At 35.6% G+C, this 16,360-nt stretch carries 19 protein-coding genes and 1 other annotated feature; of the genes, 1 reads left to right on the forward strand and 18 read right to left on the reverse strand.

Annotation, left to right across the window (positions count from 1 at the left end):
• Positions 1-354: 354 nt before the first annotated feature.
• From BU038_RS09540 to BU038_RS09615, 17 genes are all read right to left on the reverse strand, one after another.
• Positions 355-873, reverse strand: coding sequence for an adenine phosphoribosyltransferase (locus BU038_RS09540; protein WP_107605838.1), 519 nt, complete (start codon positions 871-873; stop codon positions 355-357).
• Positions 874-891: 18 nt separating this feature from the next.
• Positions 892-3,165, reverse strand: coding sequence for a single-stranded-DNA-specific exonuclease RecJ (gene recJ / locus BU038_RS09545; protein WP_107605839.1), 2,274 nt, complete (start codon positions 3,163-3,165; stop codon positions 892-894).
• 139 nt (positions 3,166-3,304) lie between these two features.
• Positions 3,305-5,581: a protein translocase subunit SecDF gene (secDF, locus tag BU038_RS09550; protein ID WP_107605840.1), complete on the reverse strand. Its 2,277-nt coding sequence runs from the start codon at positions 5,579-5,581 to the stop codon at positions 3,305-3,307.
• A 432-nt stretch (positions 5,582-6,013) separates the two neighbouring features.
• On the reverse strand, positions 6,014-6,274 hold the full coding sequence (gene yajC, locus BU038_RS09555) for a preprotein translocase subunit YajC (RefSeq protein WP_002481121.1): 261 nt from the start codon (positions 6,272-6,274) through the stop codon (positions 6,014-6,016).
• A gap of 17 nt (positions 6,275-6,291) precedes the next feature.
• Positions 6,292-7,431 carry a tRNA guanosine(34) transglycosylase Tgt gene (gene tgt / locus BU038_RS09560; protein ID WP_107605841.1) on the reverse strand — a complete coding sequence of 380 codons (1,140 nt, stop codon included), beginning with the start codon at positions 7,429-7,431 and terminating at the stop codon, positions 6,292-6,294.
• A gap of 18 nt (positions 7,432-7,449) precedes the next feature.
• Positions 7,450-8,475, reverse strand: coding sequence for a tRNA preQ1(34) S-adenosylmethionine ribosyltransferase-isomerase QueA (gene queA / locus BU038_RS09565; RefSeq protein ID WP_107605842.1), 1,026 nt, complete (start codon positions 8,473-8,475; stop codon positions 7,450-7,452).
• The gene (ruvB, locus tag BU038_RS09570) at positions 8,465-9,481 is read right to left on the reverse strand and encodes a Holliday junction branch migration DNA helicase RuvB (RefSeq protein ID WP_107605843.1); all 1,017 of its coding nucleotides are present in this window, start codon (positions 9,479-9,481) and stop codon (positions 8,465-8,467) included. Before ruvB ends, queA begins: the two co-directional genes overlap by 11 nt.
• A 22-nt stretch (positions 9,482-9,503) precedes the next feature.
• Positions 9,504-10,109, reverse strand: coding sequence for a Holliday junction branch migration protein RuvA (ruvA, locus tag BU038_RS09575; protein ID WP_107605844.1), 606 nt, complete (start codon positions 10,107-10,109; stop codon positions 9,504-9,506).
• A 12-nt stretch (positions 10,110-10,121) separates the two neighbouring features.
• Positions 10,122-10,577, reverse strand: a complete 456-nt coding sequence (locus tag BU038_RS09580) for an ACT domain-containing protein (RefSeq protein WP_107605845.1) — start codon at positions 10,575-10,577, stop codon at positions 10,122-10,124.
• 10 nt (positions 10,578-10,587) lie between these two features.
• Positions 10,588-11,880 (reverse strand): GTPase ObgE, encoded by a 1,293-nt coding sequence (gene obgE / locus BU038_RS09585; protein WP_107605846.1) that lies wholly within the window; start codon positions 11,878-11,880, stop codon positions 10,588-10,590.
• 131 nt (positions 11,881-12,011) lie between these two features.
• Positions 12,012-12,296, reverse strand: a complete 285-nt coding sequence (gene rpmA / locus BU038_RS09590) for a 50S ribosomal protein L27 (protein ID WP_002481128.1) — start codon at positions 12,294-12,296, stop codon at positions 12,012-12,014.
• A gap of 11 nt (positions 12,297-12,307) precedes the next feature.
• A complete protein-coding gene (locus BU038_RS09595) occupies positions 12,308-12,628 on the reverse strand; it encodes a ribosomal-processing cysteine protease Prp (protein WP_002481129.1) in 321 nt (106 codons plus the stop codon).
• Between the two features lie 2 nt (positions 12,629-12,630).
• A complete protein-coding gene (rplU, locus tag BU038_RS09600; protein WP_107605847.1) occupies positions 12,631-12,939 on the reverse strand; it encodes a 50S ribosomal protein L21 in 309 nt (102 codons plus the stop codon).
• 12 nt (positions 12,940-12,951) lie between these two features.
• Positions 12,952-13,028: a sequence feature (ribosomal protein L21 leader region), on the reverse strand.
• A 23-nt stretch (positions 13,029-13,051) separates the two neighbouring features.
• Entirely contained in the window at positions 13,052-13,582 is a 531-nt protein-coding gene (mreD, locus tag BU038_RS09605; protein ID WP_107605848.1) for a rod shape-determining protein MreD, read from the reverse strand.
• Positions 13,582-14,421, reverse strand: a complete 840-nt coding sequence (mreC, locus tag BU038_RS09610; RefSeq protein ID WP_107605849.1) for a rod shape-determining protein MreC — start codon at positions 14,419-14,421, stop codon at positions 13,582-13,584. The genes mreD and mreC overlap by 1 nt, the downstream gene beginning before the upstream one ends.
• 214 nt (positions 14,422-14,635) lie before the next feature.
• Positions 14,636-14,761, reverse strand: coding sequence for a hypothetical protein (locus BU038_RS12750; RefSeq protein WP_002481133.1), 126 nt, complete (start codon positions 14,759-14,761; stop codon positions 14,636-14,638).
• A 94-nt stretch (positions 14,762-14,855) separates the two neighbouring features.
• On the reverse strand, positions 14,856-15,323 hold the full coding sequence (locus tag BU038_RS09615) for a DUF4930 family protein (RefSeq protein WP_107605850.1): 468 nt from the start codon (positions 15,321-15,323) through the stop codon (positions 14,856-14,858).
• 147 nt (positions 15,324-15,470) lie between these two features.
• Between BU038_RS09615 and BU038_RS12500 the strand changes: the two genes are divergently transcribed.
• Entirely contained in the window at positions 15,471-15,641 is a 171-nt protein-coding gene (locus BU038_RS12500; protein WP_199219707.1) for a hypothetical protein, read from the forward strand.
• Between the two features lie 54 nt (positions 15,642-15,695).
• Here BU038_RS12500 and radC read toward each other — a convergent pair whose 3' ends face one another.
• Positions 15,696-16,328 carry a RadC family protein gene (radC, locus tag BU038_RS09620; protein WP_428843598.1) on the reverse strand — a complete coding sequence of 211 codons (633 nt, stop codon included), beginning with the start codon at positions 16,326-16,328 and terminating at the stop codon, positions 15,696-15,698.
• Positions 16,329-16,360 lie beyond the last annotated feature (32 nt).

Raw genomic sequence — 16,360 nt, forward strand, 5'->3', positions numbered from 1 at the left:
ACATTAGACACCCCCACATCTTCTTTTTAAATACATTTCATTTTTATAAACTGCTTGTCATTTTGTTTGAATATTAAGTATTTCGACAATAGTTACATAGGTTACCAGCCTATTTTCAACTCGTTCCTTTAATCACAACTTGCATTTATATTAAATAATATATCTATTCTACTATACATTGACAGATAATTGAACCACTATACCCTGACGTGTTGTGTGAACTTTCACAATTATCTTGTCAGTCTTGTTTACATGCTTACCATGTAGAATTAACTTTTATTTTAAAAACAAAAAACAAATTTTGCAAATAAATAAATGTATCGCTTACCCTTCACTAGTAAGCGATACATTATTTTACTCATCATATGAAATTAAGCTTAATACTTCGTAGTCTTTAATCTTTTCATAACCGTGTAAATATTTTAATTCGATGATAAACGCAATCCCTGCTACAATACCACCTAACTCTTCAACAAGTTTGATTGTAGCTTCAATTGTTCCCCCTGTTGCTAGCAAATCATCAGTAATTAAGACACGTTGTCCAGGTTTAATAGCATCTTTATGCATAGTCAAAACGTTTGTGCCATATTCCAAGTTATATTCATATTTGATGACCTCTCTTGGTAACTTACCTTCTTTACGTACAGGTGCAAATCCAATACCCATTGAATAAGCTACAGGACAGCCGATGATAAAGCCGCGTGCTTCAGGTCCTACAACGATATCCACTTCTTTTTCTCTAGCAAAGTCAACGATTTGATCAGTCGCATAACCATAAGCCTTACCGTTATCCATTATCGTCGTGATATCTTTGAAATTGACGCCTTCTTTCGGCCAATCTTGTACTTCTGAAACATATTGTTTTAAATCCATTTATCTATTTCCTCCTAATTACTTAGCGAGCTGTTCTTTAATCCAAAGTTTCACTTTAGAAAAATCATCATATAGCAAGAATTTCTCAACATCTATCCGTTTAAGTCTTGCTTGATAAAGCTTACTAGAAGTAATGTCCTTTTTGTCTACATTTTTATTCACTTTGATTATACCATGATTGTTCTCAATAAAATCTAATTCATTAAAGACTTTCAACATAAAAATCAATAGTGGCGGTTTAATTTTTAAATAGTTGCATAACTGCATACCATCATGTTCTAAGTTAATTTCATCTTTCATAAACAATGCTTTATAGCACGCTTTAAAATGATTCATTTGCGGCATGCCGTCAAAGTAAATAGAGTGTTGATGATTCAACTCTAAAATGATCTGGCTTGCTTGAATTGACTTCAATGTTTGTGCCATCGTGTCTAAATCTAATGGCAACTCTTTAAAAATATATCTGTCATAAGCTTGTTCAATCATATCTCCATAGAAATACTGATGTTCATGCAATTTTTCATTTTGTTCATTAATAATTTCTGCAGTTGATGCATTATCATGCATGGCATGTTGACGCGCTTTACCTCTAAAATCTAAAATTTGCAGCTGTTCTGAAGCCATATCCTGCACCATAAATTGTGGCGATTGATTTCCGTTCCACTCGTTGATTTGTAAGGTACCAATTAAATTTAATGGTTCGTTCGGTTCTAATTGATGCGCATATTCCCCGTTTTGCCAATAAAGTGCTTGTAACTTAGAGTCACCAAGCGTCATTTTTAAATGTTTGCCTTCTTGACCAATTCCTTTAGATTGTTTGACTTGAATGCCATCTAATTCAAACACAGGACTTGTAAAATCTGTACCAAAAGGTCTTAACTTTTCGATGTCTGAAATATTTTTAACAGTGATATCTGTTTCGCTTAACACCAAATCTACTTTTTTTCTCGGTGTTAAATCTTCATGTTTCGCAAGTTCATCCATATGCTCGTTTAGTGCTGCTTTAAGCTTCTCAATATTTTCAATCGGTAAAGTCATACCCGCTGCCATATGATGGCCGCCGAATTTTGAAATAAGCGGACGTTCTTTATCTAACATCTCGTACATTGAAACTTGTTCAATACTGCGTGCAGATCCTTTCGCAAAATCTTGAGCAGTATCAATATTTAAAATAATGGTTGGCAAACCAAATGTTTCTACAATTCTTGATGCTACGATACCTAGTACGCCTTCATGCCAACCTTCTTGAGCAAGGATTAAGAAGCGGTGTCCAGCTTCTACTTCCGCATGTGCCATTTCAAGTGCTTCTTCCACAATCTCTTGAACGATGTCTTTACGTTCTTGATTAAAATGTTCAACTTGTTCAGCTAAAAATTCTGCTTCTTCTGCACTTTCACACATTAATAATTCTGCTGCCAAGCTTGCATCATCTAAACGCCCTACTGCATTCAAACGTGGTCCTAGTATAAAACCGATTGTTTCTTCATTAATCACGTCGTTATATCCAGCTTGAGTTAATAATGCTTCGATTGCTGTTGAAGGATGACTGTTCATCACCTTGATGCCTTGTTGTACAATTGCACGGTTTTCATCCGTTAACGAAACCAAATCAGCTACTGTACCGATAGCGGCCAAAGCTGTAAATTCAGGTGCAGGATGATCAAGTAAGGCTTGTGCAATTTTTAATGCAACACCCGCACCGCTTAAGTATTTAAAAGGATAATCAAAATCTGGATGCATCGGGTGTACAATTGCATAAGCTTCAGGTAATGTTTCACCGATTTCGTGGTGATCTGTAATAATTACATCTATATTCAGTTCTTTTGCCACTTGCATCTCATGATGGCCTTGGATACCGTTATCAACTGTAATAATCAAATCAATACCTTCGTCGGCTGCATTTCTAAAGGCCGCTTCATTCGGACCATATCCCTCTGTAAATCGATTAGGAATATACCATCCAACTTCAGCGCCAAGTTCTCTTAATGCACTGACAAGTATAGAAGTGGAGGTCACGCCATCCGCATCATAATCTCCATAGACTAAAATACGTTCTTTTTTATCAAGCGCTTGATTAATACGCTCTACCGTTTTCTTCATATCACTAAGCGCATACGGATCATGATGAATTTGAGATGGTTCGAGTAATTGTTTAATTTCTGATGACTCAATAACACCTTTGCTTTGCAATATTTTTTGAACGATGGGTGTAAGTTTTAATTCCTTAGCTACATCTGGTGTGATATCTGATGTATTCGATTGTAAATCCCATTTATACTTAGCTTTAATCATATAACGACTTCCCTCTTTTCCACATGTCATTATACAGAAGAACTCAGAAAATAAAAAGCAACTTCTACTTAAGACAGTATTTTATTGTACTAAAAAACTCCCAGACTAAAAAAGTCCGGGAGTTAGTAACCTCATTCTATTATACGAGGATTTTATCTTCGTTTTTACGTTTTTCACGATAAACCACAAGTTTATGGTTTGGTGATTTTTTAAGTTGTTGTTTTTTCATCATGCCCCATAAAGGAACGGCAATGAAAATAGATGAGAATACACCAGAAATTAAACCAATTAATAATGCGAGTGCAAAGTTGAAGATACTTGTTGCACCGAAGATTAATAATGCGACTACTACGATAACTACTGTTAATACAGTATTGATGGAACGTGTCATCGTTTGTCTAATTGAACGGTTTACAATTTTATCAATCTGTTCTGGCTTAGTGATAACTTTCACTTTATGCAAGTTCTCACGTACACGGTCGAACGTAACGATTGTATCGTTAATAGAGTAACCGATAATTGTCAGAACTGCTGCGATAAATGTTACATCTACTTCAATTCTGAATAAGCTGAATACCGCCACAATCATAAAGGCATCATGGAGTAACGCGATAATAGAAGATAGACCCATGCGCCACTCGAAACGTAATGAGATGTAAATAATCATACCAATTGATGCATAAATCAATGAAAGTAATGCGTTTTTCGCAATTTCTTGACCAATCATCGGTGATACTGTATTGACAGTCGGTTCGTTTCCGAATTCTTTTTTCATTACGTTTTTAACTTTAGCGACTTCGTCTTTGCTTAAATCATTTTTAAATTGAACAGAAGCACTATCATTGTTACCAGATAATGAAATACGGTCAGGCTTCATGTGTGCCTTATCTAATTGTTTTGTAACATCTTCTTGTGTAATCTTATGATTTGCTTTCATATCAACACGTGTACCACTTGTAAAGTCGATACCTAAGTTTAGTTTGAATATAAACAGAATCACTACACCTGCAACAATGACAATACCACTGAACCAGAATAATGGTTTCGCAAGTTTCATGAAGTTCCAATGATCATAAGGTGTTTTCAACTGATACACATCGATACCTTCATTGATATCATGTCTATCTTTCTTCTTAACACCGAATAACCAGAAGCTTTTCTTGAAGTAATTTGATTGTACAAGCAATGATAATAAGATACGTGTTAAGAATACTGCTGTCACGAAACTCATTAAGATTGCGAGTAATAACATCGTAGCGAAACCTTTAACAGCACTTTCACCAAAGAAGAATAATACAGCTGCTGCTAAAACAGTTGTTAAGTTCGCATCTAAAATCGTAATGAAGGAACTCTTATTCGCTTTATGGAAGGCTTGTTTTAATGTTCTTCCGATTCTCAACTCATCTTTGATTCGTTCATACATGATGATGTTCGCATCTACCGCCATACCGACACCGAGTACCAGTGCCGCTAAACCTGGTAATGTAAGGACACCATGGATGAAGTTGAATGCGACTAAAGTTAAGTAGATATATGTTGTTAATGTAATCACGGCAATAATACCAGGTAATCTATAGAATCCTACCATAAATAAGTAAATGACTCCGACACCTAATAATGAACCGAAGATTGTTTTATCTAATGCATCTTGACCAAATTGTGCACCAACAGAGTTAGAGTAGATTTCTTTAAGATGTACTGGTAAAGAACCAGAGTTCAATAAGTCAGCTATTTGTTTTGCTTTTTGAACGCCTTCTTCTCCACTGAATCCACCAGAAATTTCTACGCTGTCAGAGTTGATTGGTTGGTCAACTGACGCTGCTGAAACATATTTCGGATCTTTTTTCTCTTTTTCTTTTTGGTAACTATCGCCTTTTTCGTAGTCTAACCAAACAACCATCACGTTTTCTTTACGTTTTGAAATTTCTTCTGTGACTTTCTTGAATTTCTTGCTGTCTTTCAATTTGAAAGTTACAGCGGGTTGGTTAGTGTTCTCCTTAAACTCTTGTTTCGCAGAACCTTGTACTAAATCTTTACCTGTTAATTTAACGTTATCATCTGAGTCTCGAATTGTTAAATTCGCTTGTGAAGATAAAATATCTCTGGCTTCATTTTGATTCTTGACACCAGCAAGTTGTACTCGGATACGGTTATTATCTTCAACAGTAATCTTAGGTTCCGATACCCCTAAGACGTTGACCCTGTTTTCTAACGTTTTGGCTGTGGCTTGAACAGCCTTATCGTCTATCTTATCACCCTTTTGTAATGGATTGACTTGGTAAAGTACCTCGAATCCACCTTGAAGGTCCAAGCCTAAACGAACGTCTTTAATTACATTCTTGTAAGTTGCTGCCATGCCCGCAAAAAGCAACACAACAAGTAACAAGAATGCAATTATTTTACTGTTTTTCTTCACATGAACACCTCATTATTTACTTATGTAAATAGCATACTTGATTTTTCAAATGAACTGCAAGCTAAAACAAAGACTTTCGCATTGTTCTTTCGTTGCACTTCAAATGAATGAACCTATATAGCTTACTACATCCTTACTTAGCTTTCAAAAATTCGAACAATACATGACGAGATGCATAGCGTGCACAATTAATTTAAATCAACATTAAATCACGTTAATACTATGCAAAACCATATTAAATCGTATTCCAATATTGAATTATACACGCTCCTACACTAATTTAAAACAACTTTTCAATCATTTAAAGTAATTCAAACAAAAATAAAACATCCCAAATCAATCTATACTAGATCGCTTTAGGATGTTCATCGGGTTAATCTATGTACAGGTATTTCGCTTACGCTTGCCTATACTATGTCATACTAATCTTAATTAGTCTGGATTAACTTGTTTTACAGCACCTTTTTCAAATGTGATTTGAGTGCCTTTGTCGTTAACTGAAATAACAACTGTTGTTTCGTCAACTGCGCGTACAACACCTTTGATGCCGCCAATTGTTGTAACGTGTTGTCCTGATTCCAAACGGTTCACCATTTCACGGTGTTCCTTTTGACGCTTTTGTTGTGGTCTGATCATGAAGAACCACATTAAAGCTAATAATGCAATAGGTAAAATAAGACCGGTTAAATTCACAAACATTACTCCTTTAATTAAAAGTTTTTAGGATTTTCTTCATTCAATCCATATTGTTCAAAGAATTCCTCTTTAAAATCTAAAAGACGATCTTCCCGAATGGCCTGTCTGATATCCTCCATTAATTTTAACAGAAAATATAAGTTATGATAAGTAGTTAGACGTATACCGAATGTTTCTTCCGCTTTTATTAAATGACGCAAGTAAGCTTTTGTATAGTTACGACATGTATAACAATCACAATTTTCATCTAAAGGACTTAAATCATCTGCATATTTTGCATTTTTAATAACCACACGGCCTTTAGAAGTCATACATGTACCATTACGTGCAATACGTGTTGGTAGCACGCAGTCAAACATATCCATGCCACGAATGCTACATTCGATTAAAGCATCTGGTGAGCCGACGCCCATTAAATAACGCGGTTTATCTTTAGGCATAAATTGTTCAGTAAACTCTACCATGTCATACATTACAGGTTTAGGTTCACCGACAGACAATCCGCCAATCGCGTAACCAGGAAAATCTAATTTCACTAATTCTTCAGCACTTTGTTGGCGTAAGTCTTTATATTCCCCACCTTGTATGATACCGAATAACGCTTGGTCTTCTGGACGTTTATGTGCTTTCAAACAACGTTCAGCCCATCTTGTTGTTCTTTCGATTGAGTCTTTGACATATTCATATTCTGCAGGCATCGGTGGACATTCATCAAATGCCATCATGATATCTGAACCTAAATCATTTTGAATCTCTGTTGCTTTCTCAGGACTTAAGAATAATTTAGAACCATTTTTATGATGTCTGAAATGAACACCTTCTTCTGTGATTTTACGTAAATTACTCAAACTGAACACTTGGAAGCCACCTGAATCAGTCAGAATCGGTCCATTCCAGTTCATAAATTTATGCAAACCACCCGCGCGTTTAATGATATCGTTACCGGGTTGTAACCATAAATGGTAAGTATTGCCTAAAATGATTTGCGCATTGATATCTCTGAGTTCTTCAGGGCTCATTGTTTTAACAGTGGCTTGTGTTCCTACTGGCATAAACATCGGTGTTTCAAATGAACCATGCGGTGTATGCACGATTCCTAACCTTGCACCTGATTGTTTACATGTTTTAATATGTTCATAAGTTACTGCAGGCATAACTTTTTCACGACTCCCTTAAATAATTAACATTGCATCACCAAAGCTGAAGAAACGATATTTCATTTCTACTGCTGTTTGGTATGCGTTTAAAATATATTGTTTTGAACTGAATGCTGAAACTAACATAACAAGTGTGGACTTCGGCAAATGGAAGTTCGTAATTAAAGCATCAATGGCTTTAAATTCAAAGCCTGGATAGATAAAGATATCCGTCCATCCGCTTTGTGCTGTAAATTGTGCATGATCTCTACGAATCGTTTCTAACGTTCTAGTTGATGTTGTACCAACAGAAATAATGCGATGTCCTTTTTGTTTCGTCTCATTTAACAAATCAGCTGTTGCTTGAGACATTTGATAATACTCACTATGCATTTTGTGGTCATCTATATTATCGACACTCACTGGTCTGAATGTACCTAGACCCACATGCAAAGTCACAAATGCCAAATTCACTTGTTTGGCTTTTAATTGTTCTAACAGCTCATCTGTAAAATGCAGACCCGCTGTCGGTGCAGCAGCAGAACCTGTTTCTTTCGCATAGACAGTTTGATAACGATCCGGATCATCTAAACGTTCTTTGATATAAGGCGGTAGTGGCATTTCACCTAATTCATCTAAACGTTCTTGTAAAATGCCTTCATAATACAAACGCATGATGCGTCCACCTTGTTCTAATTCCTTAACACACTCTGCGATAATTTTTCCTTCTCCAAAAGACAGCTTTTGTCCTACTTTAATACGTTTTGCAGGTTTTAATAATACTTCCCAATCATTACCTTCAATTTGAGTCAGCATTAACATTTCAACTTTTGCTTTTGTATCTTCTTTTAATCCAAATAAACGGGCTGGCATCACTTTAGTATCGTTTAATACTAATGTGTCACCTGGATTAAAATATTCAATGATATCTTTGAAGTGGCGATGTTCAATCTCACCATTCTTTCTATTTAATACTAATAAACGACTTGTATCTCTATCTTTTAACGGCGTTTGTGCGATTAATTCTTCCGGTAAATGATAATCAAACTCTTCAATATTCAAAATTGTCCCTCTTTCCATGTTCAGTGCCAAAGTGTTCATATGCTAGGGGTGTTGCTTTTCTTCCTCTTGGTGTGCGTTCTAAAAAGCCTTTTTGAATTAAGAAAGGCTCATAGACATCTTCGATGGTAATACGCTCTTCACCTATCGAAACAGCGATTGTATCTAAACCGACAGGTCCCCCGTTATATTGATTAATAATACAGCGCATCATTTTATGGTCGATATAATCTAAACCATAATCATCTACTTGTAGAAGTTGTAATGCACGTTTTGTTGTTTCAATATAAATTTTATCGTCTTCATTCACTTGTTGGAAATCTCGTACACGCTTAAGAAGACGGTTGGCAATACGCGGTGTACCTCTACTACGTTTCGCTAGCTCTGCAGCACTTTCTTCATCAATTTCTGTACCTAGCACTTCTGCAGTACGTTTTATAATATCTTCAAGTTCACTTTCATTATAAAATTCCAAACGTAAATGAACACCAAAGCGATCACGTAAAGGCCCTGTCAAACTACCGGCTCTTGTGGTTGCACCTACTAATGTAAACGGAGGCAAATCAATACGAATACTGCGCGCTTCTTCGCCTTTGCCGATGACGATATCTAAATAGAAATCTTCCATTGCAGGATATAAAACCTCTTCAACTACACTGCTTAAACGATGTATTTCATCAATAAATAAAACATCACCTGGTTGTAAGCCAGAAAGTATCGCAGCTAAATCACCAGGTCGTTCTATCGCAGGTCCTGTAACTGTTCTGATGTTTACACCCATTTCATTCGCAATGATGTTTGACAAGGTTGTTTTACCAAGTCCAGGGGGGCCGAATAATAAAACATGATCTAATGGCTCCTCACGCATCTTTGCTGCTTTAATAAAGACTTCTAAATTAGCTTTAATTGATGCTTGACCGATATATTGTCGTAGTAAATGCGGTCTCAATGATAATTCAAAAGAATATTCATCATCATGGACCGTTTGATCTACCATTCTGTCATCCATTGTGTCCCCTCCTTATGACTTTTTAAGAAACAAGTATTTTCAAACCTGCTTTAACCGCTTCATCCACAGACTCAAATTGCTCTGTGCTCAATTTCTTTTCAACTTTTTTCAATTCACGCTTAGAATATCCTAATGCTTCTAACGCAAGCAAGGCTTCTTCTAAGATTGGTGAATTGCCAGATACAGTCGTATCAGGTTGCTGTAATAAAGTATCTGCACTTTCATCAGTAATTTGGACTTTTCCTTTCAAATCTAAGATGATTTGACGTGCTGTCTTCTTACCGATACCTGGGAATTTAGTTAAATACGCTTCATTTTCATTTTCTATACCGATTTTAACTTCGTTAGGCGTACTTGCTGCTAAAATTGCCAATGCAGATTTTGGCCCAATACCTGTCACTTTATTCAAGCTTAAAAACATTTCTTTTTCTTCTTCTGAAATAAAACCATACAACAACTGAGCATCTTCTCTGACAACTAAAGAAGTATAAATTACGACTTCTTGTTGAAATGAAGATTGAAAACGATATGAGTTCGGTGTTTGGATTTCATAGCCGACACCATTCGTCTCCACCACTACGTGTGTAGGGAATAATTGTGTTAATTGACCTTTAATATATGCGTACACGCCGTCACTTCCTTACATTGACATACTGATTATTTCTACTTTATAAACATTTTCAATGTTTCGTAACGCAAAAATCACATCTTCAATCGAAGTTTGACTGCCTGCCGTATTTAAAGACAATGTGATTGTTGCTTTATCTTCCATCGGAATACTTTGATGAATTGTTAAAACAGACATGTGAATTTGAGAAATCGTATTGAGAACTTGTGCAAGCATACCAACCTTATCATGTACATAAAGAATGATTGTAAATTCTCTTGTATCTTCTACCTTTTCATCGATAGGAAAGATAGTATCTTTATATTTATAGAAGGCACTACGAGATAAACCGTATTGTCTCACTGCTTCATAAATCGACATATGCGGATTTTCTTTTAATGCATCTTTAATTTGTAACGTTTTAATGACAGACTCTGGAAGTACATCTTCTCGTATCAGATAGAACTTTTTCACTTGTTTATCGTTCACTTAGACACCTCTATTCAACGAATTCAAATTCTCCGCCTAAAATTCTTACGATATCTCCATTTTTCGCACCACGTTCTCTTAATGCATCATCAATACCCATTGAACGCATTTGACGTGCGAAACGTCTCACTGCTGGGTCGCTGTTGAAATCAGTCATATGGAACATTCTTTCAATCGCTTTACCGCTCACCACAAAGGCCGCATCATCATCACGCGTGATTGTGAATGCATCTTGAGATGGTGTGTGTTTGTATAATACACGGTTCACACCTAATGCTTCATCATCTTCTTTAGAGAAATCAACATCTTTATACTCTTCTAACTTATCGGCAATCGCATAAAGTAACTGATCTAGATTTTCACGAGTATACGCAGAAATTGGGATAATCTCTACATCGTCACCAACTTCAGATTTAAAGAGTTCTAAATTATCTTGCGCATCGGGTAAATCCATTTTATTTGCGACAATGATTTGTGGACGATCTTCTAAACGCTGACCATAAGATTTCAATTCATTATTGATTGTTTTATAATCTTCATAAGGATCTCTGCCTTCTGAGCCACTCATGTCAATAACATGTACAATCACTTTTGTACGTTCTACATGACGTAAGAATTGGTGACCTAAACCGACACCTTCTGAAGCACCTTCAATCAACCCTGGTAAATCAGCCATCACAAAACTTCGACCATCTGGTGTTGAAACCACACCTAAATTTGGTTTAATCGTTGTGAAATGATATGCTCCGATTTTAGGCTTTGCTTTTGAAACAGTTGAAAGTAATGTAGATTTACCTACACTTGGGAAACCGACTAAACCAACATCAGCCATTAATTTCAACTCTAATGTAACTTCGATTTCTTCACCTGGTTCACCATTTTCACTAAAATCAGGTGCAGGGTTTCGTGGAGTAGCGAATCGTGAGTTACCTCGGCCTCCGCGTCCACCTTTAGCAACAACAGCACGTTGACCATTTTCAACTAAGTCAGCAATGACCTCATCTGTTTCAACAGCTTTAATAATTGTGCCTGGCGGTACTCTTAATACTAAATCTTCTGCATTTCTACCATGCATGTTACTGCTTTGGCCGCCTTCACCACGTTTGGCTTTAAATTGGCGTTGATATCTGAAATCGAGTAAAGTACGTAACCCTTCGTCTACTTCAAAAACTATAGATGCACCGCGACCGCCGTCTCCGCCTGCCGGGCCTCCGAAAGGAACATATTTCTCTCTTCTATATGCAGTGATACCGTTACCGCCATCACCTGCTTTTAATAATATTTTAACTTGATCGACAAACATGTTTCTCACCTCTTTTATATATATTTTCTAATGCAATATCTAGATTATTATATCATTCTTTATGTACCCTTAGAAATAAAGACAAAAATAAAACACCAGAAGTTTAACTTCTGGTGTTGCGTCAACAAAAATTACTCAGCTGCAGCGTATACTGAAACTTGTTTTTTGTTACGGCCTTTGCGTTCGAATTTAACAACGCCGTCAATTTTAGCGAATAATGTGTCATCGCCGCCGCGACCTACATTTTCACCAGGGTAGATTTTAGTTCCGCGTTGACGGAATAAAATTGATCCACCTGTTACAAATTGTCCGTCAGCACGTTTAGCGCCAAGACGTTTAGATTCAGAGTCACGTCCGTTTTTAGTAGAACTTACCCCTTTTTTCGATGCGAAGAATTGTAAGTTTAATTTTAACATCTGGATACACCTCACTTATAATTTAATTTTATATTATCGTGGTACTCGTCTTCAATAGTTTGAAGTGATACGAGCATTGCTTGCAAAATCAATTGCGCTTGTTCATCGTTTACGTTTACACTTCGGAGATGGAAATATCCTCCATCATCGTCATAATCTATGTCAGGTCTTTCAGATGTTAATCCGAGGATAGCATTGACACTTCCAAATAAAACCGCTGAAGCGCCCGCACAGACAATATCATGACCATACTCGCCATGTTCAGCATGACCATCCATGATGACATCTGTTACTTGACCCTCTTCATTAAACGAAACGTCTATCTTAATCATGATTAAGCGTTGATTGTGTCGATTGTTAATTTAGTGTATGGTTGACGATGGCCTTTTTTACGTTTATAGTCTTTACGACGTTTGTAAGTAAATACAGTGATTTTTTTACCGCGACCTTGTTTGTTAACTGTAGCTGTAACTGTTGCACCTTCAACTGTTGGCGCACCAACTTTGACTGCGTCTCCACCTACAAATAAAACTTTGTCGAAAGTAAAAGTGTCACCTTCGTTTACGTCTAATTTTTCAACGTAGATTTCTTGACCTTCTTCTACTTTAATTTGTTTACCGCCTGTTTCGATAATAGCAAACATACTTTGCACCTCCTATAAAATAAGTCACGCCATATATAGGTGATACGCTTGGTATACTTAAACCTATATTTGAGCGGTTGTATGTAGCTATAAACTACTCAACTGCTAAAGCTTACCATCCCTTGGCTTTCCTGTCAATTGGCAAATCTAATTTTTTGATTATTTTTTTGATCAGACCAAAAACAATAATCAATAGCAATAAATTTACAAATGCGGTTGGCAATAATCGGAACAATAAAAAGTCCCAAAGATTAAATCTGATTAATCCTAATAATCCATAAATGATTGCTTGATATATTTCAAAGAGGATTGTAAACAACCACACGCCAAGAAATACCATAGTATGATCTCGATAATATACTTTAAAGAAGAAATCCATCAAAATCACAAAAAGCAAATATCCGAATGTATTCAAACCATAAATTGTTCCATAATACAAATCTGTCGTTAATCCAAAAATAATGGCAAGCACAACTGCTATACTCGGCTTTTTATATATGGTAAGAATCAGTAGATACATCAACAACAAATGCGGAACAAAAATAATACCTCTTCCACCAATTTGCATTGGTATCACTAATGCAATTAATGAATCAAGATAGAACAACACAGCACCAATTAAAAAATAGTAAAATGCACGCATTATTCATCACCGCTTTCATCAGGAAGTGTTTTCGGATCGCGTTGTGCCACATAAACGTGATCTAAATCACTTAAATCTGCCGCTGTTTTTACTCTCACTTCTTTTGAAAGCCCATATTGATCATTTTCTACTTTAGTAACTTCACCAATATACAAATTGCTTGGTATTTGATTCGCTAAACCACTTGTCACAACTTTATCGCCTTTTGCGATTTTGTCTTTATTATCAATATCACTGATAACTAATTCATTTGTTTTTCTATCATAATGGTTAATCAACCCAAAGATATTTTTAGAATCATGTTGGATATTGACTGAAAGTTTACCATTACGAGATGAAGTTGAAAGCAAGTCTACTTGGGCAGAAAATTGATTAACTTTGACTACTCTGCCGACTAAACCTTCAGCTGTAATCACTGCTTGGTTTTGTTTAATTCCTGCTTTTTTCCCTTTGTCGATAATTGCCTTATTCATCCATTGATCTGGATTTCTAGCAATCACTGTTGCACTGAGAGGTTCATATTTAGAGATATCTTTAATATCCAATTCTTTACGGAACCCTTCGTTTTCCGCTTTTAATCTCTCATTTTCAGCCTCTAATTGTTTAATTTTATTTTTATCCTCTTTTGATGTTTTACCATTGAATAAACCGTCAATTGAACCTGTTACTATATGTAATGGATAAGATAGTACGCGTTGAGGAACGGACACGGTATCACCGACATATTGTTCCACAGGCGATTGGTGATGTGATCTGATCGATAACCCTATTAATGATATAAATAGAATCAGGGAACAGAAAATAACAATCAATTTGTTATTTTTAAAAAACTTGGACAACCTGAACACCTCTATTAACTCAATTTTTCATATCTCACTATATTTTATATTATTATACACCTTTGTTAAAGTGCCAACTGTACCTTGCAAAAAATACTTAAAAAAAGAGCATCAGCAATTCTTTTGAAATCGGCTGATGCCCCAAAATATCTCACACTATTTTAATTATAAAATCAGCTGTAAATGTTCTTGCATCGCATTTAAGTCTGAATCATTATTTCTTGTTGCTGTCTTCTTTTTCATCTTCTTTATAAAGTGTTTCTTCTTTTCTCCAGTTCTCAAACAGCTTTTGCGCTTTTGATTGTTCAGCAGCGTTTTTTCCATTTGTTTGTTTACTCATTAAAAAACACCAAACCTCTCTATCAATGATTCAACACAAGGGTAACGTAAGACTGTACAATTTTCAAGATAATGCTTTATAGAAACTGTTTCGTTTATTTAAAATAAGCTACAGGGTGCATTTGTATATTTTGCTGCATCGCTTGTAAATCCTGTTGCAGTTCAATTTCAGTCGCATAGATACGTAATTCATCAGAACCGAATTGATACATGATAAACTGATTGCCACGTTGTCCAATTAAATAGTTATCATTATACCCCATTCTGCTGAACCCGCTGACATCCATAAATTCTTGTTTATTGAGCATGTTAAAGATGTTCTTAGTCTGACTTGCAGGCATGTTGTTTAAAATATCATTTTTTTCTACGACATAACGTTGGCCTGGTTTAAAATCTTCAATTGGCACATTACCGCCTTGATAAGATGAATAGGTTGTTTTATTGCTAATAGGATTCCATTCTTGTTCTTTTAAAAACGGTGCATATTTTAACGCAAAGAAGACAATTACAATGATGCATCCGACAGCTATAATATTTTTAATTATGTTGAATAAAAAACGCATCTTCACACCGTCCCATACTTAATGATTTTATTGTACGCTTTTTTAAGGCAAATTTCATCAGACTAGAGAACGACACTCTTTTTAAATCCCAAGACTGATGCATTCAACATATATTTCAGTTACACTATATGAAAAGGAGTGGCAGCCATGTCAATTTTAACAATTATTTTACTCGTATTATTGATTGGTCTACTATTCAGAGTAGGCGTTTCACTACTACGTTTTATCATAAAAATTGCGATTTTTGCCTTATTGATTTATTTAGCTTATCAAGGCATTATGTGGATTTTAAATTACTTCCAAATGCATCCATTTTAATCAAAGTACATTTTTTCGTATTCCGATAACACTTATAGGATGTTATCGGTTTTTTTATTCATCAAAATAACCCGCTTCAACCAAACTCAAATATTTCGCATCTCCAATTATAATATGATCTAGTAATTCAATTCCAAGGACTCTGCCACATTCTTGCAATCGTTTCGTTGTATGAATATCTTCTTTTGAAGGTGTGACATCACCAGACGGATGATTATGAACCACAATAATCGCATTGCTCGACCACTTGATTGCTGCTTTAAAAACTTCCCTAGGATGTACAACAGAAGAATTTAAAGTACCTACAAAGATTACTTCATGTCTAATCACTATATTCTTAGAATTCAAAAATAATACTTCAAATTGTTCATGCGTTAAATGCATCATCCTAGATAAAAAATAATCCGCCGCATCTTGTGGTGAATTGATTTTCACTTTTTCTTTTTGATCTGGTGCATTCATACGTTCACCTAGTTCGAATGCCGCCTTTAAAATCACAGCTTTATACATACCGATGCCTTTAATCTCCATCAAGTCATTTAAAGATAGCAATTTCAAATCTTTCAATTTCGTGGTTAAATTCAATAAATCTTGTGCAACCTCGACACTTGACCGTCCTTTTCTGCCAGTATTAATCAATATAGCAAGCAGCTCAGACTCAGATAGTTGTTGAGCACCTTTGGCCAAAAGTTTTTCTCTTGGTTTATCACAATCAGGTA

The sequence above is a fragment of the Staphylococcus simulans genome (assembly GCF_003043455.1).
GTDB classification, from domain to species: Bacteria; Bacillota; Bacilli; order Staphylococcales; family Staphylococcaceae; genus Staphylococcus; species Staphylococcus simulans_A.

Bases quoted from the DNA above. Each gene is read 5' to 3' on its own strand.
- tgt (WP_107605841.1), bottom strand. From the start codon at position 7,431: ATGCCTGCAGTAACTTATGAACATATTAAAACATGTAAACAATCAGGT.
- BU038_RS09540 (WP_107605838.1), bottom strand. From the start codon at position 873: ATGGATTTAAAACAATATGTTTCAGAAGTACAAGATTGGCCGAAAGAA.
- rplU (WP_107605847.1), bottom strand. From the start codon at position 12,939: ATGTTTGCTATTATCGAAACAGGCGGTAAACAAATTAAAGTAGAAGAA.
- BU038_RS12500 (WP_199219707.1), top strand. From the start codon at position 15,471: ATGTCAATTTTAACAATTATTTTACTCGTATTATTGATTGGTCTACTA.
- rpmA (WP_002481128.1), bottom strand. From the start codon at position 12,296: ATGTTAAAATTAAACTTACAATTCTTCGCATCGAAAAAAGGGGTAAGT.
- BU038_RS09595 (WP_002481129.1), bottom strand. From the start codon at position 12,628: ATGATTAAGATAGACGTTTCGTTTAATGAAGAGGGTCAAGTAACAGAT.
- BU038_RS12750 (WP_002481133.1), bottom strand. From the start codon at position 14,761: ATGAGTAAACAAACAAATGGAAAAAACGCTGCTGAACAATCAAAAGCG.
- obgE (WP_107605846.1), bottom strand. From the start codon at position 11,880: ATGTTTGTCGATCAAGTTAAAATATTATTAAAAGCAGGTGATGGCGGT.
- recJ (WP_107605839.1), bottom strand. From the start codon at position 3,165: ATGATTAAAGCTAAGTATAAATGGGATTTACAATCGAATACATCAGAT.
- BU038_RS09615 (WP_107605850.1), bottom strand. From the start codon at position 15,323: ATGCGTTTTTTATTCAACATAATTAAAAATATTATAGCTGTCGGATGC.
- ruvB (WP_107605843.1), bottom strand. From the start codon at position 9,481: ATGGATGACAGAATGGTAGATCAAACGGTCCATGATGATGAATATTCT.
- mreD (WP_107605848.1), bottom strand. From the start codon at position 13,582: ATGCGTGCATTTTACTATTTTTTAATTGGTGCTGTGTTGTTCTATCTT.